General features: G+C 57.1%; 15 protein-coding genes. 7 read left to right on the top strand and 8 right to left on the bottom strand.

The features are described 5' to 3' along the window. Nucleotides 1-4: 4 nt before the first annotated feature. Nucleotides 5-1,333 carry a carbohydrate porin gene (locus QZ534_RS02600; protein ID WP_296931125.1) on the bottom strand — a complete coding sequence of 443 codons (1,329 nt, stop codon included), beginning with the start codon at nucleotides 1,331-1,333 and terminating at the stop codon, nucleotides 5-7. 275 nt (nucleotides 1,334-1,608) lie between these two features. Then, a complete protein-coding gene (locus QZ534_RS02595; RefSeq protein ID WP_296931123.1) occupies nucleotides 1,609-2,481 on the bottom strand; it encodes a MurR/RpiR family transcriptional regulator in 873 nt (290 codons plus the stop codon). Nucleotides 2,482-2,692: 211 nt separating this feature from the next. Between QZ534_RS02595 and zwf the strand changes: the two genes are divergently transcribed. From zwf to QZ534_RS02580, 3 genes are read left to right on the top strand one after another with little or no spacing between them, the layout of a single operon-like run. Then, complete coding sequence (gene zwf / locus QZ534_RS02590; protein WP_104322841.1) at nucleotides 2,693-4,168, top strand: glucose-6-phosphate dehydrogenase; 1,476 nt, start codon at nucleotides 2,693-2,695, stop codon at nucleotides 4,166-4,168. Next, nucleotides 4,161-4,874 carry a 6-phosphogluconolactonase gene (gene pgl, locus QZ534_RS02585; protein ID WP_296931153.1) on the top strand — a complete coding sequence of 238 codons (714 nt, stop codon included), beginning with the start codon at nucleotides 4,161-4,163 and terminating at the stop codon, nucleotides 4,872-4,874. Before zwf ends, pgl begins: the two co-directional genes overlap by 8 nt. A gap of 29 nt (nucleotides 4,875-4,903) precedes the next feature. Further along, entirely contained in the window at nucleotides 4,904-5,551 is a 648-nt protein-coding gene (locus QZ534_RS02580) for a bifunctional 4-hydroxy-2-oxoglutarate aldolase/2-dehydro-3-deoxy-phosphogluconate aldolase (protein WP_296931119.1), read from the top strand. A 613-nt stretch (nucleotides 5,552-6,164) separates the two neighbouring features. Here the strand turns inward: QZ534_RS02580 and pyk are convergent. Together pyk and gap are read right to left on the bottom strand one after the other, a co-directional pair. Next, the gene (pyk, locus tag QZ534_RS02575; protein ID WP_296931117.1) at nucleotides 6,165-7,613 is read right to left on the bottom strand and encodes a pyruvate kinase; all 1,449 of its coding nucleotides are present in this window, start codon (nucleotides 7,611-7,613) and stop codon (nucleotides 6,165-6,167) included. Nucleotides 7,614-7,681: 68 nt separating this feature from the next. Then, on the bottom strand, nucleotides 7,682-8,686 hold the full coding sequence (gene gap / locus QZ534_RS02570; protein WP_296931115.1) for a type I glyceraldehyde-3-phosphate dehydrogenase: 1,005 nt from the start codon (nucleotides 8,684-8,686) through the stop codon (nucleotides 7,682-7,684). A gap of 169 nt (nucleotides 8,687-8,855) precedes the next feature. Here gap and edd point away from each other — a divergent pair, with 169 nt between their 5' ends. Beyond that, nucleotides 8,856-10,676: a phosphogluconate dehydratase gene (gene edd, locus QZ534_RS02565; RefSeq protein ID WP_296931113.1), complete on the top strand. Its 1,821-nt coding sequence runs from the start codon at nucleotides 8,856-8,858 to the stop codon at nucleotides 10,674-10,676. Then, the gene (gene glk, locus QZ534_RS02560) at nucleotides 10,673-11,638 is read left to right on the top strand and encodes a glucokinase (RefSeq protein WP_296931111.1); all 966 of its coding nucleotides are present in this window, start codon (nucleotides 10,673-10,675) and stop codon (nucleotides 11,636-11,638) included. The genes edd and glk overlap by 4 nt, the downstream gene beginning before the upstream one ends. A 21-nt stretch (nucleotides 11,639-11,659) precedes the next feature. Here the strand turns inward: glk and QZ534_RS02555 are convergent, their stop codons facing one another. Next, complete coding sequence (locus QZ534_RS02555) at nucleotides 11,660-12,400, bottom strand: nitroreductase family protein (protein ID WP_296931110.1); 741 nt, start codon at nucleotides 12,398-12,400, stop codon at nucleotides 11,660-11,662. A gap of 92 nt (nucleotides 12,401-12,492) precedes the next feature. Between QZ534_RS02555 and QZ534_RS02550 the strand changes: the two genes are divergently transcribed. Continuing rightward, on the top strand, nucleotides 12,493-13,095 hold the full coding sequence (locus QZ534_RS02550; RefSeq protein ID WP_296931109.1) for a uracil-DNA glycosylase family protein: 603 nt from the start codon (nucleotides 12,493-12,495) through the stop codon (nucleotides 13,093-13,095). Between the two features lie 14 nt (nucleotides 13,096-13,109). On the opposite strand, the gene QZ534_RS02545 is transcribed toward QZ534_RS02550, so the two are convergent. Beyond that, nucleotides 13,110-14,861, bottom strand: a complete 1,752-nt coding sequence (locus QZ534_RS02545; RefSeq protein WP_296931107.1) for an ABC transporter substrate-binding protein — start codon at nucleotides 14,859-14,861, stop codon at nucleotides 13,110-13,112. Between the two features lie 369 nt (nucleotides 14,862-15,230). On the opposite strand from QZ534_RS02545, the gene QZ534_RS02540 reads away from it, so the two are divergent. Continuing rightward, entirely contained in the window at nucleotides 15,231-16,373 is a 1,143-nt protein-coding gene (locus QZ534_RS02540) for a porin (RefSeq protein ID WP_296931105.1), read from the top strand. Between the two features lie 274 nt (nucleotides 16,374-16,647). On the opposite strand, the gene glpD is transcribed toward QZ534_RS02540, so the two are convergent. Next, complete coding sequence (gene glpD, locus QZ534_RS02535) at nucleotides 16,648-18,177, bottom strand: glycerol-3-phosphate dehydrogenase (protein WP_296931103.1); 1,530 nt, start codon at nucleotides 18,175-18,177, stop codon at nucleotides 16,648-16,650. A 182-nt stretch (nucleotides 18,178-18,359) separates the two neighbouring features. Further along, a complete protein-coding gene (locus QZ534_RS02530) occupies nucleotides 18,360-19,118 on the bottom strand; it encodes a DeoR/GlpR family transcriptional regulator (RefSeq protein ID WP_053112348.1) in 759 nt (252 codons plus the stop codon). Nucleotides 19,119-19,274 lie beyond the last annotated feature (156 nt).

Below are 19,274 nucleotides of genomic sequence, written 5' to 3'. Positions count from 1 at the left end.
AGCCTTACCACCAGGCTTCGATCTGGGCGCCGATCTGGATATCTCCATCGACACCTTCGCCACCGCGAGCTCCTTCGGCTTCGTCACCAAAGAAGGTTGCGGCGTAGGCACGGATGACCGGGCGCGCCCAGTATCCGGGGCCAGCTTGCCACTGCTGGGCGATTGCGAATTTACCGAGATCCTGGGATTCGGTGAACCAGGGGCGATCGGTATCGCTGTAGCCCACTTCGATTGCGGTGCTCATTACCGGCGACCAGTTGTAGATCGGGCGGGCAACGATGCTTAGCCGTTCGCCGTCTTTGGCGGACGGGTCATGAGACTCCGCCTGCTCGTAGACCACGGAGTGGCCCAGGTCCCAGTCTTTGCCAAGCTTGATCACGCCGTGGTTGAGTACGCGCCAGCTGGATTCGAAGTAGCCGGCCACGTTGCCGTTGTCCACCCGGCCACCACTGGCATTCTCGGCCAGCGCAAAGCCCATGGAATCGGCACCGTACTGAACCGCGAACTTGTTGAAACCGCCCATCACGCCGGAAGAGAACTCGGCGGTGAAGAAATAGCCGTTCTCATCATTAATGCCGGCGTCTTCCTGGGCGTCTGTGAGGTCGGCCATGGCGTAGATGCCGATCAGCTCCAGGTTGTTGCCGCCTGCCAGAGGGAAGGAATAGCGCACGTCGACCTTGTTGTTCTGAACAAAGTTGTCACCGTCGCTGGTATCGGAGTTGGTGTAGGCCAGTGAGAGTTGGCCGGGGCCCGCGGTGATGTTCTCGACACCAGCACCGTAGCCGGCGTTACTGACATAGAACAGATCCAGCTGGTGAATATCCTTCCGCTTGTAGAAGCGCTTACCGGCCCAAAGGGTGGCGCCGGGCAGTGATTCGATCACGTTGTTAGCGGAAACATAAAGCTGACGAAGCGCAATATCACCACCGCCGTAGGGGTCGGAGCTGTTCGACGTGGTTTCCTGGTTGCCAAAATCCACGTTGTTGATGTTGTTGAAGCCGTTCAGGGCCTGGTAATCGTTACCCTGGCGGTTGGCGCTGTAGGCCAGCATGGAATCGAAACGGAAGGTTTTTCCGTCCTGGCTGAACAGTTCATCACCCAGTGCCAGCTCAGAATAGGTGTCGCACTCATCGGCCAGACGACCAACGTAGTGGCCGGTGGAGCCGCTGCCGAAACAGGTTTGCTCGCCACCGCTGCCAATGTTCGTGGACACGCCTGCCCGGGCATAGCCGTGGAAGTCAACGGCAACGGCTGGCGTTGCCAGGACTGCGGCAGTGATTGCAGCAGCCAGGGGAAGCTTGTTTACAGAAAAGCGCTTTTTGTTTTGCATCATCTGTGTCCTGTGCTTTTTATCTTTTTTAAATGTCAGGGAAGCGGAATCTCCGGATGCCGAAATTGGATCGGCAATGGCCGGATCAGGCTTCCGGTTCCCGCGATTGCAGCTTCTGCCAATCAGACATTGGGAAACCGGATTTCATAGTGTTGTAACGTAGGGGTTAGTACATCATCCGCCCCGAAGAATTTGGGGGGTGAGTTTTCAGGGGGAGGAGGGGCGTAGGAGGATGAGCCCCTCTATTATTCGCTTTGGTATCTTTTTTGTGGCCGTTTTCAGTTCGTTGGAAAGCGTGTCGGCTTGAGGCTTTCCTTGATCTTCTTGAGGTGCCCGAGGAAGTCCGCGCCGCGTTTGAGGGTTACGCCGGTTGCCAGGATATCGATAACGCTCAGGTGAATGATGCGTGACGACATTGGCATATAAACCTCGGTGTCCTCCGGAGCGGTCACGCCCAGTACCACCGTGCAGCTTTCTGCCAGGGGAGAGTCCGGGTTGGTGATGCCAATGACGGTAGCACCGTTTGCCCGTGCCAGTTGGGCGATGTCCACGGTTTCCCGGGTGCGGCCTGTGTAGGAGATGAGTACGATGACATCACCCACGTTGGCGCCGGCTGCAACCATGCGCTGCATCAGGGCGTCGTCGTAGGACATGACCGGGATATTAAAGCGGAAAAACTTGTGCTGGGCGTCCATGGCCACGGCAGCAGAACCGCCCATGCCAAAGAAGTTGATCTGCTTGGCCTGGATCAGGTAATCGATTGCGGTGGCCAGGGCTTTTGGGTCGAGCGCCTGCCGGGCCTTGTCCAGGCTGGCAATGGTGCTGAGCATGATCTTGTCGGCGAATTCGGCAACGGTGTCGTCCGGCTCCACATTCTGGCCAATGTAAGGGGTACCAGTAGCAATGCTCTGGGCGAGGCGGATCTTGAAATCCGGAAAGCCCGTGGCCGAGAAGCCCCGGCAGAAACGGTTTACCGTTGGCTCACTGACATCAGCGGCTCTGGCCAGGGCAGCTATGCTGTAACGGGTGGCCGCACTTGGGTCGCGAAGAATGGCCTCGGCCACTTTGCGCTCGGATTTGTTGAGGGACTCCAGCCTGGACTGGATATCCTCAAGCAGATTGTCGTCACGGTGCGCCTGGTTCGCGGCCATCAATGGTACTCCCTGAATCATGGGCGGTCGGTGTCTTGAAAACGCGGTGATTATACCGCTTTTTTACAGGTTTTGGGGTAGTAAAAATATCACGAAACGCAGTTTTTTCTTGGAAATTTGATTTTTGGATGTCATTATTTGTTTAAAATTACTACATTGAGTCCTGTCGTCGAGTTTATGCGACGGACTGCCCACCAGAGAGAAGGAACCAATGGTCAACAAGATCAATACCCGTTGTGACCTGATGCTATTTGGAGCGTTGGGGGACCTTGCCCAGCGTAAACTGTTTCCGGCCCTGTATCAGTTGGAGCGAGCCAATCTTTTGGCCGATGGCAGCCGGGTGCTGGCCATTGCCCGCACCGAGGCCGATACCGAGACCGTGCGCCAGCAGCTGTTCGACAAACTGAAGCAGCACGTAAAGCCGGAAGAGTTCGATGCCGAACTGGCCAAATCCTTTCTCAAGCGGGTTGATTACCAGATTCTGGATTTCAACGAACCGGACGCCTTTGGTGTGCTCAACGAGTGGCGTGATGACGCCAACAATGAGCTCATTGTTTATATGGCAACCCCACCGTCCATGTATGGTGTGATCGCCCGAAATCTCCGCTCCGCCAGTTGCTGTACCGAAAAGACACGTGTAGTGGTAGAGAAACCGATCGGCCACGACCTGGAGTCGTCGAAGGTGATCAACGATGAGTTGGGCGAGGTCTATAACGAGAACCAGCTTTTCCGGATTGACCATTACCTGGGCAAGGAAACCGTCCAGAACCTGATCGCCCTGCGGTTTGCCAACAACCTGTTTGCCTCCCAATGGGACCAGAATCACATATCCCACGTGGAAATCACCGTCGCTGAGAGCGTGGGCATTGAGGGCCGGTGGGGCTATTTCGACAAGGCTGGCCAGATTCGCGACATGATCCAGAACCATCTGTTGCAGCTGCTGTGCCTGATTGCCATGGACCCGCCTTCCGACCTGTCTGCCGACAGCATCCGTGATGAAAAGGTAAAAGTGCTCAAGGCGTTGAAGCAGATAACGCCAGACATGATGGACAGCTATGTTGTTCGCGGGCAGTACACCGCTGGCACCAGCAACGGCAAACCGGTACCCGGCTATCTTGAAGAGGAGGGTGCGAACAAGGGCAGTGCCACCGAAACCTTTGTTGCACTGAAAGCCGAAATCGACAACTGGCGCTGGTCCGGTGTTCCTTTTTACATCCGCACCGGCAAACGCCTGCCCGAAAAGCTGTCGCAGATTATCATCCACTTCAAGCCGGCGCCGCACTACATCTTTGATCCGGACCAGAAGCACCTGGCCAATAACAAGCTGATCATTCGCCTGCAGCCGGATGAGGGCATGGCTCTGAAGATCCTCACCAAGGACCAGGGTCTCGACAAGGGCATGCGCCTGCGCCAGGGCCCGCTGGAACTGACATTCTCCGAGACCTTTGCCACCGACCGGATACCCGACGCCTATGAGCGTCTGTTGTGGGAGGTGATGAAAGGCAACCAGTACTTGTTTGTCCGCCGTGACGAGGTGGAGTTCGCCTGGCGCTGGGTAGACCAGGTTATCCAGAACTGGAAAGACAGCGGCGAACCGCCCAAGCGTTACGCCGCTGGAACCTGGGGCCCGGTTGCCTCCATCGCCATGATTACCCGGGACGGAAGGAGCTGGTATGAAGATGTCTGATCTTCGCTTGCCTGAGGGAGTCAGCGACCGCTCGGGAGAAACGCCCGAGAGCGTCGCCCTGAATCTGGCGGACGCAGTAGCAGAGGTTCTGGCTGCCCGTCTGAGAGAAGCGCCCAGGGCGAGCCTGGTGGTATCCGGCGGCTCCACGCCACTGCCATTTTTCAAGGCACTTTCGGACAAGGAATTGGAATGGAGCAGGGTAGACGTCCTGCTGGCGGATGAGCGTTGGGTGGACGAAAGCGACGACGCCAGCAACACTCGCCTGGTTCGGGAGAATCTGCTGCAGAACAAGGCTGCATCGGCCCGATTCCTGTCGCTCAAAAAGCCTGGTGCCACACCTGCCGAAGGCCTGGAACGGGTCAAGGCCGAGCTGGCCGATTTGGCCCTGCCCATCGACGTGCTGATTCTAGGTATGGGCAACGACGGCCATACGGCATCGCTGTTCCCGGACGCGCCGGAACTACGGGGCGCCATGGATCCGGAGTGTCAGGACATCGTTGCGGCCACCACGCCCCCGTCGCAATCGCAAAAACGCATCACCCTGACCTGGCCGCCCCTGAGGGATGCCCGTTTCACGGCACTGCATCTGAAAGGCGAGGACAAGCTGCAGACACTGGAGCGAGCCCTGTCCGAACCGGATAAGGTTCTCGAAATGCCCATCAGGGCTTTCCTCAAGCCTGGCCTCCAGCTGTTCTGGAGCCCCTGAAACGCCCGACCTTTGTTATGGAGAAAACCATGAACCAACTTTCCGACTACCATCGCGAGCGCGTCAGGGCAGTACTGCAATCCTCACCCCTTGTGCCTGTCATCGCTATTCAGGAGCTTGAGGACGCCGTGCCCCTGTGTCAGGCGCTCGTTGATGGCGGCATCAACGTCCTGGAAATCACCCTGCGCACCGAACACGGCCTCAAGGCCATCGAAGAAGTCCGCAAAGCCATTCCAGACGCCTGGGTGGGCGCGGGCACTGTCACCAGCATTGCCCAATATCGCCAGGTTGAAGCGGCTGGCGCCCAGTTCGTAATCACCCCGGGCGTAACCGAATCCATCCTGGAGTTCGGCGTAACCTCGGAAGCGCCGCTCTTGCCGGGTATTGCCACCATCTCGGAAATGATGGTTGGCTACAATCTAGGCTACCGAGAATTCAAATTCTTCCCCGCCGAAGTCGCCGGCGGCATCCCGGCCCTGAAAGCCTTCAATGGTCCCTTCCCGGATGTCACCTTCTGTCCAACCGGCGGCATCCGCAGAAACACCGCAGCCGACTACCTGGCACTCGGCAACGTCCAGGCTGTTGGTGGTACTTGGTTGACCCCTGCGGATGTGGTGGCGGCCAAAGACTGGGCGCAGATTACGGAGATTGCGCGGGGGAGTCTTGCTGACCTCTGACTGTGGTTAATTGCCCGTGTAGCCTGCTTCTTGGGAGTTTTTGCCCTTTGGGGCGGGGTTCCCGGGAAACGCTACAAGCACCCCTTTGGGGTCCAGCCAGCAATCACAGATTGCTGTCGTTCGTCTGTCGCATGAAGCTTCGCTTCATAAACGCTCCGCCTCACCCATGTGCGCTTGGCGCTGGCCATCCATGGCCAGCGACATTTCCGGGAACCCCGCCCCAAAGGGCTTGCCAACCCTTTCGATAACGCCGGTAGGCACCGTGATTTCGTTGTCTCGTAGGTCGGATTAGCCGCAGGCGTAATCCGACGGACTCGTGGTGGGTTTCCCGGTTTAAAGATTGTTTGTCGGATTACGCCTGCGGCTAATCCGACCTACATGACGCTCTCAATGCTAGAAAAGCTGTCACACAGCGAAGACTGAAAAAACTTCGGGGGAGGGAGTGGGGTTCCCCTTTCCAAAAATGTCTGTGGCCAAGGATGGCCACAGCCAAGCGCACATGGATGTGCTCGTAGCGGTTTTTGGAAAGGGGAACCCCGCTGCCGATTCGCACATCGCCGCAGGCTACGCGGCCATGCACCAATCGACTGAGGGCTGGAAAGAATGCTTGCAGTCAGCGAATATCTGACCCAACCCGAACAATCTTCATGGTATTGGTCCCACCCTGGGCATTCACATAATCACCCTTGGTAATCACCACCAGATCACCCTCCTTGACTGCCCCCCGGTTCACCAGCTCAGACACCGCTAACGCATTCGTCCGCTCATTCGGAATCTTGGCAGAATCGAAAGGCACCGTCTGGACGCCCCGGAACAACACAACGCGGTGCTGGGTAGAGTGATGGCGTGAGAATGCAAAGATCGGCAGGCTCGACTTGATGCGGGACATCAGTCTTGGCGTGGCGCCGGTTTCGGTCATGCAGATAATGGCTGAAACGCCCTCAAGATGGTTGGCCGCGTACATGGCCGACAGGGCAATGGCCTCGTCCACCGCTTCCATGCTCTCATGAATCCGGTGCTTGGATTGGTGCATGGATGGATGCGTTTCTGCACCCAGGCAGATGCGCACCATAGCTTCCACGGCTTCTTTGGGGTAATCACCCACCGCGGTCTCGGCAGAGAGCATCACCGCGTCGGTGTAGTCCATAACCGCGTTGGCAACGTCTGAGACTTCGGCTCGGGTTGGCATTGGGCTGGTGATCATCGACTCCATCATCTGGGTAGCGGTGATCACCGCACGGTTGAGCACGCGGGCGCGGGAAATGATGTGCTTCTGTACGCCAACAAGCTGGGCGTCACCGATTTCCACGGCCAGATCGCCACGGGCGACCATCACCGCATCGGACGCTTCGATGACCGCGTCCAGGGCTTCCACATCGTCGGCGAGTTCCGCTCGCTCGATTTTCGCGACCAGGCCCGCATCAGAGCCTGCCTCTTTCAGCAGGCGGCGGGCTATGTGCATATCCTCGGCGGTGCGAACAAACGAAACCGCCACGTAATCCGCGCCCAGTTTGGCGGCTGTCACGATGTCCTGCTTGTCCTTTTCTGTCAGTGCCTCGGCGGACAGGCCGCCGCCACGCTTGTTCAGACCCTTGTTATTGGAGAGCGGACCGCCGATCAGAACAGTGGAGGTGATGCTGTGCTCACTGACCGACTGAACTTCCATCTCTATGCGACCGTCATCGAGAACCAGAATGTCGCCAGGTTCCACATCTTCAATGAGCTGCTCGTAATCGATCCCGACTCTTTCCTTGGTACCGGCCTCTTTGTCCATGGCAGCGTCCAGGACGAACGTCTGGCCTGCCTGAAGGGTGACCTTGTTCTCCGCAAAGCGGGCGATGCGGAGCTTGGGGCCCTGCAGGTCAGCCAGCAGGGCGACGAACCGGCCTTGCGAAGCTGCCGCCTCGCGAACACGGCGAGCTCGGCCGATGTGCTCCTCGGCGCTGCCGTGGGAAAAGTTCAGTCGGGTAACGTCTACACCGGCGGCAATAATGGCCGCGAGGGATTCCGGCGAGTCAGTGGCGGGGCCGAGGGTGGCGACAATCTTGGTACGCCTGAGCATGGTTGGTGTCCTTTGGTTCTTCAAAATGGTCTCGAACAGGGTAGTGGATTCAGCCGGGCCGGCCAGATTTACTGGCGTGCCTTGATCAGGGCGAGGGCATTATCCAGCATGCGGTTCGAGAAACCCCATTCATTGTCGTACCAGGCCATGACCTTTACGTGACGGCCCAGAACCCGGGTGTGGTTGGCGTCAAAGATGCTGGAGAGTGCGTTGTGATTGAAATCCACGCTCACCAGTTTCTCAACATTATAGCCGAGAACCGGATTCTGCTCGGCGGCTGCTTTGACCGCTTGGTTGACTTCCTCCACGGTTGTCTCTCGGTTGGCAATGAAGCCGAAATCCACCAGTGACACATTGATGGTGGGAACGCGAACCGCCAGGCCATCCAGTTTACCGTCAAGCTCCGGAATGACCTTGCCAATGGCGGCAGCGGCGCCGGTCTTGGTTGGGATCATTGACTGGGTGGCTGAGCGTGCCCGATAGAGGTCGGAATGGTAAACGTCGCTCAGCTTCTGATCGTTGGTGTAGGAGTGGATGGTGGTCATCAGGCCACTCTCGATGCCAATGGTCTTGTGCAGGGCTTCAACCACCGGCGCCAGGCAGTTAGTGGTGCAGGACGCATTGGAGATGATGTCGTGGTCGGCGGTCAGTGTTTCGTGGTTCACGCCGTATACCACCATGGCATCGGCGTCCGGGCTGGGAGCCGAGATGATAACCTTGCGGGCGCCGGCCGTCAGGTGTGCAGCCGCCTTGTCGCGTTTGGTGAAGAGGCCGGTGCACTCGAAAACAACATCAACGCGGTGGTCTTTCCAGGGCAGTTCCTCGGGGTTGCGGAGAGCGGTAATGGCAATCCGGTCCCCGTTAACGGTCAGGGATTCTGCGTCGTGACTGACGTCGGCATCAAATCGACCGTGAACGCTGTCATACTTGAGCAGATGGGCGTTGGTTTCGGCGTCGCCAAGGTCGTTGATGGCGACAACCTGGAGCTGGCTCCGGTAGTTATTTTCATACAATGCTCTGAGAACATTGCGACCGATGCGGCCAAAACCGTTGATTGCGATACGGATTGTCATCGTCTGACTCCTTGGATGGTCGATTTTTGTTCGTTTAACCTCTGCAATGTAGTAAATATAACAACAAAAAAAGAAGAAATGAACGATTCAACGGTGGAAATGCCAAAAAAAGGAAGTAAAATTACGTCTAAAGACGACCACTCTAATAAATTATGCAATGGAGCCCACCATGCACCCGACCGTAGACAAGGTTACCCAGAGAATCATCGAGCGCAGTCGCCCCACGCGGCAGGACTACCTGGACCGCATGAATGCTCTCAAAGCCCAATCCCCGCACCGGAGTTCTCTGTCCTGCGGCAATCTGGCCCACGGTTTTGCGGCCTGTAATCAGGGCGACAAAGACACCCTGAAGTTCATGAACAAGGCCAACGTGGCCATGGTAACGGCCTATAACGATATGCTTTCGGCCCACCAACCCTACGAAAAGTTCCCGGATCTTATTCGGGAGGCAGCCCGGGGCATGGGATCCGTGGCGCAGGTGGCCGGTGGCACGCCCGCCATGTGCGATGGTGTAACCCAGGGCCAGCCAGGTATGGAGCTGAGCCTGTTTTCCCGGGACACCATCGCCATGAGCACCGCCGTGGCCCTGAGTCACAATATGTTCGATGCCACGCTGCTACTGGGCATTTGCGATAAGATTGTGCCCGGCCTGCTTATCGGCTCGCTGAGCTTTGGCTATCTGCCTACCATTCTGGTTCCGGCAGGCCCCATGCCTTCAGGGCTGCCTAACAAGGAAAAGCAGCGGATTCGTCAGCTTTACGCCGAGGGCAAGGTTGGCAAGGAGGAATTGCTGGAGGCCGAGAGCAAGTCCTATCACAGTCCGGGCACCTGTACCTTTTATGGCACCGCCAACAGCAACCAGCTGCTGGTAGAAGTCATGGGGCTGCATTTGCCCGGGTCAGCTTTTGTAAATCCCAATACTCCGCTGCGCGACGAGCTTACCCGGGCCGCGACCGAGCAGGTAATCAGGCTGTCCAAGCCCCACGGTGGCGAGCTCGGTCTCGGCGATATGGTGGATGAGAAGAGTATCGTCAATGCTCTGGTAGCGCTGCTGGTCACAGGTGGTTCCACCAATCACACCATTCACTGGATCGCTATTGCCCGGGCGGCAGGGATCATTATCGACTGGAACGACTACGCCGAGCTTTCCTCCGTGGTCCCCTCCATGACCCGGATTTACCCCAACGGGCAGGAAGATGTGAATGCATTCCACGAGGCTGGCGGTACCCCGTTCCTGATTCGGGAGCTGCTGAGCGGCGGGTACCTGCACAATGACGTGAACACGGTGGTTGGCTATGGCCTTGAGCGCTATACCGAGATGCCGGAGCTGGTGGATGAGAAGCTGGTTTGGAAGCCGGCGCCGGAGAAAAGCCTTCGGCCGGATGTGCTCAGCCCGGTTGCCGAGCCGTTTGCTCCCGATGGGGGGCTGAGGGTGCTCGATGGCAATCTTGGCCGGGGCGTTATCAAGGTCTCTGCCGTTGCCCCGGAGCATCGGAAAGTTGAAGCGCCGGCTGTTGTATTCAATGACCAGAACGAGCTCAAGGCAGCCTTTGAGGCTGGCGACCTGGACAGGGATTGCGTTGTGATCGTGCGTTTCCAGGGGCCCAAGAGTAATGGCATGCCAGAGCTGCACAAGCTTACCCCTTACCTTGGCGTGTTGCAGGATCGCGGGTTCAAGGTGGGCCTGGTGACTGATGGCCGTATGTCCGGCGCGTCGGGCAAGGTGCCCGCGGCGATCCATGTATACCCGGAGGCGCTGGATGGTGGCCCGCTGGCCAAGGTCAAGAATGGCGATACGGTCTGCCTTGATGCCGAAAGCGGTGTGCTTGCCATCCGCGTGGATGAACAGGAGTTCGCCGGCCGGGACTCTGAAAAAGCCGACCTGACCGGGTATCATCATGGCTACGGTCGGGAGTTGTTTGGCTGGATGCGCCGCGCTGCCAGCAATCCCGAGGAAGGGGCCAGCTTTTTCTGGAATCATGAGGCATGACAGCAACACATTACTCACTGGTCGGTGATATCGGCGGGACCAATGCGCGTTTCGCCCTGGTAGAACAGGGCAGCGTGCAACCCGGGGCCATCGAGATTCTGCCCTGCGGGGAATACACCAATCTCGATGAAGCTGTGCGGGATTACCTGGTCCGGGTCGGAGTTTCAGAGGTAGATGGAGCCTGTCTGGCCGTTGCCTCACCGGTTCGCGGTACCCAGGTTCGCATGACCAACAATCACTGGCGCTTTGATATCGAAGAGGTCCGGTCGCAGTTCGGCTGGTCCAGATTCAAGGTGATCAATGACTTTACCGCCATGGCGCTCGGCGTTCCCCATGTTCCGGACGAACACCTGGTGCATGTATGTGGTGGGCCGGGTGACAGCCGTCGACCCCGGCTGGTGATGGGCCCCGGAACCGGGCTCGGCGTTTCAGGTCTGGTGCCCATTGAGCACGGTTGGGTGCCGTTAATGACCGAAGGTGGCCACGTGGATTTCGCCCCCACGGACGATACCGAAATGGCGGTGCTGCGGATTCTCAAGGCCCGATTTGGGCGGGTGTCCGTAGAGCGTATCCTTTGTGGTCAGGGCCTGCTGAATCTGTATCAGGCCCATGCCGAAATTCAGGGCGTGGCCGCCCCATTGGATGCGCCGGAAAAAATCACCGCGGCTGCAGTGGAAAACACCGACAGCCTGGCTCGACACACGCTTCGCCACTTCTGTGAAATCCTCGGTCGTGTAGCCGGTAACGGGGTTCTGACCCTGGGTAGCACTGGCGGCGTCTATCTGTGCGGCGGAATCCTGCCCCGTTTTCTCGATTTCTTTCTGGAAAGTCCCTTTCGGAACGGCTTTGAGGATAAAGGCAGAATGCGACCGCTGCTGGAGTTCACGCCGGTCTTTGTGGTCACCGAGCCCTACACCGGGCTGCTGGGAGCCGCTGAGGCGCTGGGCAATCCGGAGGTATGAAGCCGGATTGCCGTCGCGGGATCAGAGGTAGTGAACCAGCTGGCTCTGATCAAAACGGTATTGCCGGTTGTAAACGCCGTTTTCTGCCCGTCGGCCGGCGGCCAGCACCATGGTCACCAGTCCTTTCTCGGGCAGGTTGAGCAGTTTCTTGACACGATACTCGTCAAAACCCTCCATGGGGCAGGAATCATAGCCGTGGGCCCTGAGTGCAAGCATCAGGTTCTGGGCCGCCAGGGCTGTGGACTTGGTGGCCCAGATTTTCATCTCGCAGGTGGAGTAGGGCCCCCGGGGCACAGGCCGAGTGATTCCCACGGCAAGGCCTGCCGCTTTCTTCGCTAACCCCAGAATCCCGAAGGGGCCCTGGTTGTAGTGGATGGGGGCGACTTTGCGGTAGTACTTTTCAACGATCGGTGGCAGTTTTTCTTCCGGCCAGTCTTCAAGGGCTTGCCGGGCGTGATCTCGCCAGCTATCCGGTCGGGCAACCACCACGATCAGCGCAGCGGCGGTTTTCGCGGCATTCTGTCCAAGGCAGGCGTGGGCAAGCTTTGCCTTCAGCTCCGGCGTGCGGACGACGAAAAATTCCCAGGGCTGGAGGTTGCTGGAATTGGGCGCCAGGGTTGCCAACTCCATACAATCCTCAAGCACCATCTCGGGAATCGGCTCATCGGTGAAGCGCCTGATGGAGCGGCGCGTGCGTACGACTTTCCTGAACTCCTCGACATCAATTTCCGGCAGAGGAAGAGGGCCTGCTTTGGCATTCATGGTGTGTCCTTCGAGACTTGTTGTGTCGTGATTGTGCCTCTATCGTTACGGGAAATGCCCGTATATGCAATCGCCCTTATGACGGAACACCCATGACTGAAGATCTTTCCCGGCTTCCCTTCGACGATCTGGTTCGGCGCGTGCGGGCGTGTACGATTTGTGCGGACGTTCTTCCACGTGGCCCAAGGCCGGTCATCCAGATATCGGAAAGCGCTCGAATTCTGGTGGTCGGGCAGGCGCCGGGCAGGCGAGTGCACGAAACCGGCTTGCCCTTCAATGATCCCAGCGGCGATCGGCTTCGACAATGGATGGGAGTAACCCGGGATACCTTCTACGACGAGCAGAAGCTCGCCATCCTGCCCATGGGGTTTTGCTATCCGGGTACCGGTAAGTCCGGGGATCTTCCGCCGCGTCCGGAGTGCGCGCCGGCCTGGCGCAACCTGTTGCTGGATCGTCTGCGGCATATCGGGTTGACTCTGGTCATCGGCCAATATGCCCATGCCTGGCACCTGGCCGACTGTCGTAAATCCGTCACGGCCAATGTCCAGCATTGGCGGGAATATTGGCCGGAAGTTCTGCCCATGCCTCACCCCAGCCCGAGAAATAACCTCTGGTTGCGTCGGAATCCCTGGTTTGAAAGCGAGGTTGTGCCCGAACTTCAGCGCAGAATTGCCAGGCTTCTTGAGCCCGATTGAGGCCGGGAGCTTGTTCAGTTGCCCGCGATGTCCCACTGCCTGAGCAGGTCCTCGTAACGGATGGTTTTGCCCTGGGGTTTCTCATTGCTCAGGCGAGGTTTGGGCGCACCGGGTTGGGCCAGCCACCAATCCTCGCCCTTTAGCTTTCCTTCATCTGCCATTTTAGGGCCGCAATTACCTGCCAGGAAATTACGCTCAATGACTGACAGCGCCCGGTCCTGTGCTGCAGCCAGGTTATCGAGCGCCTGCTGTGGGCTCATTTTCCCCGTTACCGCATCGGCGATGTTTGGCCACCATAGCTTGGCCAACCTGGGGTAGTCTGGCACGTTCACTCCAGTGGGCGACCAGGCGGTTCTAGCTGGGCTACGGTAGAACTCGACAAGGCCTCCCAGAGTTGGCGCTTTTGCCTGCATTTGCGGCGATTCCAGGTCTGAAAGCCGGATGGGTGTCAGACCGTAGAGGGTCTTCTGGAGTGACACGGTGCGCGAGACGGTGAACTGGGCATAAAGCCACGCTGCTTTCTGCTGGTCCGCCCCCATGGCTCGCGGGATGGTCCAGGCGCCCACGTCCTGATATCCGAGCTTCATACCCTCCTGCCAGTAGGCGCCGCGAGGGGAGGGCGCCATCCGCCATTTCGGAGTGCCGTCTTCGTTCACGACGGGCAACCCCTCTTTTGTCATATCGGAGGTAAAAGCGGTGTACCAGAAAATTTGCTGTGCGACCTGCCCCCGGGCCGGCACGGGACCGGCTTCCGAGAAGGTCATGTTTGCCGCCTCCGGAGGAGCGAAGCGCTGCAACCAGTCTATGTATTTTTCCAGCGCATAGACCGCTGCCGGACTGTTGGTGGCGCCGCCACGACTGACGGAAGAGCCAACAGGATGGCAGCCCTCCATACGAATGCCCCATTCATCGACCGGTAATCCGTTGGGAATCCCCTGATCACCCGCGCCTGCCATGGAGAACCAGGCATCGGTGAAACGCCATCCCAGAGATGGGTCCCGCTTGCCGTAGTCCATGTGCCCGTAGACACGTTCGCCATCGATCTCCTGCACGTGAACCGAGAAAAATTCTGCGATGTCCTCATATGCGGACCAGTTGACGGGCACGCCAAGCTCGTAGCCGTAGCGCTCCCTGAATTGGGCCCTCAGTTCGGGGCGCTGGAACCAGTCGTAACGGAACCAGTACAGGTTGGCGAACTGCTGATCGGGTAGCTGGTAGATCTTGCCGTCGGGGCCAGTGACGAACTCCAGGCCAATGAAATCTTCCAGTGCCAGGGTCGGCAGTGTAAATGCCTTCCCTGCACCTTCCATATAATCGCTCAGCGCCAGAGCCCAGCCGCTGCGGGAATGGGTGCCAATCATGTCCGAGTCATTCACAAATGCGTCGTACCGCCCCTTGGCCGCCATGATGCGCTGAAGGTTGATCTGGCGAATCACCTCGCCTTCGGGCTTCCTGTCATGGATTACCGGAATCCCCGTCAGCATTGAAAACGCGGGTGCCAGTACCTCTGCCTCGTAGTCATGGGTCGGTAATTGTTCGGAGAGAACCGATATCGATGTTCCCTGGAGCTCCGCGGCGGCATGTGTAAACCAGGCGAGTTCTTCAGCCTGTTCGTCTTCCGATAGGGTCGAATCCGGGAAGTGGTCCTGGATCAGTGTGCGGATAAGCGATCGCTTCTCATTGGAAAGTGAGTCGAAGAGAGGGCCCGCGATTACCGGTTGGCTCACCAGTAGTATCAGGCCGACTAGCAACGGGTATTTGTTCATGATCGCCTCTTGTTTTTGTTGCTTTTCGTACAATTTAAGATCATATGGTTCGTTAGAAAGTTCGTCAACGAAAAATTTTATTTAGGGTGAAGGGTGACTTAAGTGCATTAAAAACAGTTGGTTAACCATTTATGCCTATTTCTAAAGCCTTCTTAAGGTGGTCTAAACGAAAATTTTTTCGATCATAAACTTTCCATTTGCAATTTTCAGCGCTAAATTTATTCTGTTTCGAACCGATATGGCGCAATGCGAAAACCAGACGGTTCGTTAACGAAGTCAGTCGCCAGGCGTTTCGCCGCAGCTATGTCCTTGGGCAAAGCGTTTCAGGTGGCTTCGACAGTTCAGCGCTAACAAAAACAGGAAGCTAACATGATCGAAAATAACAATGTCTTTGTGTCGTCCAACAACCGTTCTTTCCGGAAGGCCCCATTGGCAGCCTCCCTGCTGCTGGCGGCAGGGGTCTGCTCGCCAGCCCTGGCGGAGGTGTCCTTTGAATCTGATAACGGGTGGAAAGCGGGCTTTAATGGCCACATTCCGATCTTTGCGGTGTTCGGCAATTATGACCAACCAACGGACGAAGACTCGTTTACCATCACGACCGGTTTCAACCCGGCAACGCTGCAAACCAACATTTATGCACCGACCCAAAATGGTCTGGAAGTGTCCGGCCATTTCCAGATGAACGCCAATATTGCGCCCGGTGATGCCAATGCCGATTTTCGCAGCCGGGTCTCCGAGATTGCCGTGGCCGGCGATTTCGGTAAGGTAAATATTGGTAAGGGCTTCGGGATATATGGGGTGCCTGCTATTGGTGATAACGGCAGTGCTCTGGGCGTTGGTCTGATCGGTGGCCCGGACCAGGTGGCGGCAACGGCCGGGCGCATTGGCAACGGCTACTTCTATGCCAACTTCACACCCCGTGTGATGTACACCTCCAACAGCTTGGGCGGGCTTCAGTTCAAGGTAGGTTTGTTCAGTCCGTCGAAGGTCAGTGAAGCAGATTTTCCGGCGGCGGCAGACGCTGAATACACTATGCCCCGGATCGAAGCGAACGTGGTGTACTCCGGCAACAATTTCTCCCTATGGTCCAGTGGCTTCACCCAGGACGTGGACTCGAAAACCGGTGCTTTTGATAGCTACACCATGTCCGGTATCGACTTCGGCGGTTCCATCTCTTTTGGTGGCCTGTCTGTTCGAGGCAACTACGGCATGACCCAGGGTACAGGCAACGGAGTGTTTGCCGCTCGCCTGGACCCGAACGAGGAAGATGCCAGCCAGTGGTATGTTGAGACGACTTACCAGATCAACCGGACCACATTGGGTGTCAGCTACGGTGAAGGCGAGGATGACTTCATCGCCGGTGACGGTGACGACACCGATCTGACCATGCTCTTCGCTCGCTACGCGGCGACAGACCACCTGACCCTGATGGCGGAATACACAACACTGGGTACCCGTGACGGGCAGGGTGAATACGATGCGATCATCTTTGGTTCGCAACTGACATTCTGATCGTCTCGAACGGAGGCAAGCACCCTCGAAAGTGGGAGCACAAAAGGTTGAGGTTTACCCCTCAACCTTTTTTTGTGGGAGTTGATACACGAAGTTGCCGAGGACAGGGGGAGGGCATTCCCAAAACCGTGCGGAGCCAGGGATGGCGGAGCCGAGCCTACAGGGACGTATTTACAGCGTGTTTTGGGAAAGCCCTCCCCCTGTCCGTGTACTCCGGCGTAAAAAAGCTCCGGGCGGATAGAATCCGGCCGGAGCAAGGATGCCTGAGAGAGCTTCAGGCGCTGTGGTGGAGAGCGGTCTTGCGATTATCGGTACTGACAGCTTTCATCAGAAAACGTTCCAGGGCTTCAACATCCGAGTCGCTGGCGTAAAGCCCCTGTTTGGTCCGGCGCCAGAGAATGTCCTCCGACGTCATGGCCCATTCGTTCTTGATCAGATGCTCGACTTCCCGCTGGTAAAGGGTTCCGGCGAAATGGATGCCCAGATCGTCCATCGAGTGGCAGTCCCGGAGAATGTCATAGCTGGTGGTACCATAGGTACGCACGTAGCGGCTGATCACCTTCTCGGAAAGCCAGGGGAAGTCTCGCCTGAGTTTCTCTTCAAGCGCCTCGTGGTTGGCAAAGTCACCGCCAGGTAAAACTCCGGTTTTGGTCCAGCGCCCGCCGGCCTCGGGAAAGAACTGGCACAGTTTGTCGGTGGCAGCCTCGGCCAGCTTGCGGTAGGTGGTAATCTTGCCTCCAAATACCGAAATCAGTGGCGCCTTGCCTTTCTCACTATTGACCTCGAAGGAGTAGTCCCGAGATGCCTTCTGGGCATTTTCCTGCTCGTCGTCCATTAGAGGGCGCACGCCGGAGTAGGACCAGATCACATCCGAGGGTTCAAGCTGCCGCTTGAAATGGGAGTTCACGATGTTGAGCAGATAGTCGGTTTCTTCTGGTGAAATTTTTGCTTTCTTGGGGTCACCTTCGTAATCGACATCGGTGGTGCCCACCAGCGAGAATTCATCCTCGTAGGGAATAACAAACACGATCCGCTCGTCTTCATTCTGAAGGATGTACGCTTCGGTACCCTTGTTGAGTCTGGGAACCACAATATGGCTGCCTTTGACCATGCGAATCATTTTCGGCGCCGGCATCGACAGGGTTTCACCGAATAACTTGCTTACCCAGGGGCCAGAAGCATTCACAATGGCCTTGGCTGATACCGTCCTTTCGGTTTCATCGGTCATGTCCCGCAGGGTAACTTTCCACTCATGGGTGCCCTGTTCGGCCTTGACGCATTTGGTGCGGGTGCATATTTGCGCGCCAAACTGCTGTGCTTTTTTCGCAGTCAGAACCACCAGGCGAGCATCGTCGACCCAGCCGTCCGAGTACTCGAATCCCTTGGTGATATCCGGTTTCAGCGGATCGTTCTCACCGAACTTGATGGAGCGTGAGCCCGGAAGGATTTCCCGTTTCGCCAGGTGGTCGTAGAGAAAGAGGCCGGTGCGAATCATCCAGGCCGGGCGCAGGTGCGGTCGGTGCGGTAGCCGAAAGCGCATTGGCCACATGATGTGTGGGGAATTGCGAAGCAGTGATTCGCGCTCCGCCAAGGCCTCCCGGACCAGTCGGAATTCATAGTGTTCCAGATAGCGCAGCCCGCCGTGTATCAGCTTGCTGCTGCTGGATGACGTGGCTGACGCGAGGTCATTCATTTCGCAAAGGAGGACTTTCAGGCCTCTCCCGGCTGCATCCATGGCAATGCCGGTGCCGTTGACTCCACCGCCAACGACAATAACGTCAAACTGTTCGTGCTCCAAAGTCATTGTTGGTCATCTCCTGACGCCAATGGAAAAGACGCTTTGTTGTCATGCGCACTTTTCAATGTTCAACATGCGATATGACACTATTATGCGAAAGGCTTTTATATTCGTAAAGGAAAAAATAGAAAAAAAACGAAAAGGAGGAGGCGATCACGTTTTCGGATAGAGAGGGAAGCGAAAAATAATCAGACGATATGAAGCTGTACGTTGTGTTCGGTCAGCAGCTGGCGGATTTCCACGGGAGGTTGCTGGTCGGTGAAGACGTGATCAGCCTGGGAAATGCTTCCCAGACGAACCATGGCATTGCGTCCGAACTTGGAATGGTCGGCTGCCAGAAGAACCTGGTTGGAGTTGGCAATAATTGCCTGGGCCACGCGGACCTCACGGTAATCGAAGTCCAGGAGAGAGCCGTCGTTGTGAATACCGCTTATGCCAATGATGCCGAAGTCCATCTTGAACTGGTTGATGAAATCCCGGGTGGCTTCACCGACAATCCCGCCATCCCGGTTACGGACTTCGCCGCCCGCAATGATTACGTGGAAATCTTCCTTGGCCGAGAGAATGGACGCGACATGGAGGTTGTTGGTAACGATCTGCAGGTTGTTTTTTTCCAGCAGGGCCTTGGCGATGGTCTCGGTGGTGGTGCCGATGTTGATGAACATGGAGGAATTGTCCGGAATCAACTCTACCAGCGCCTCGGCAATTCTTTCCTTGGCTTCCAGATCCATGATCTTGCGGGCCTGGTAAGCGGTATTGACTGTGCTGGAATCAATGCCCGCTCCGCCATGGTGTCTGCGGAGCTTTTTCTGCTTGGCGAGTTCATTCAGATCGCGGCGGATGGTCTGGGGCGTTACCTTGAACTGGTCTACCAGCTGTTCGGTGGTGACGAAACCGTTCTGCTGGATCAGCTCCATAATCAGATCCTGTCGGCGACGCTGTGCCATTAAAATCTCCTCCGCTCTGTCATTTTTCTCATGCGAAATACTGTGCGTCCGAAAACAGTCTTAAAGTTTAGTAGTTTTCAGCGGGTTATGCAGCTTTTTTAAAAGGTTTGGCTGGTAATATGCGCGCTTGCCGTGAAAACCGCTTGGCATTTATGT

The sequence above is a fragment of the uncultured Marinobacter sp. genome (assembly GCF_913055835.1).
Lineage (GTDB): Bacteria > Pseudomonadota > Gammaproteobacteria > Pseudomonadales > Oleiphilaceae > Marinobacter.
This window is presented reverse-complemented; position numbering and strand designations above follow the sequence as displayed.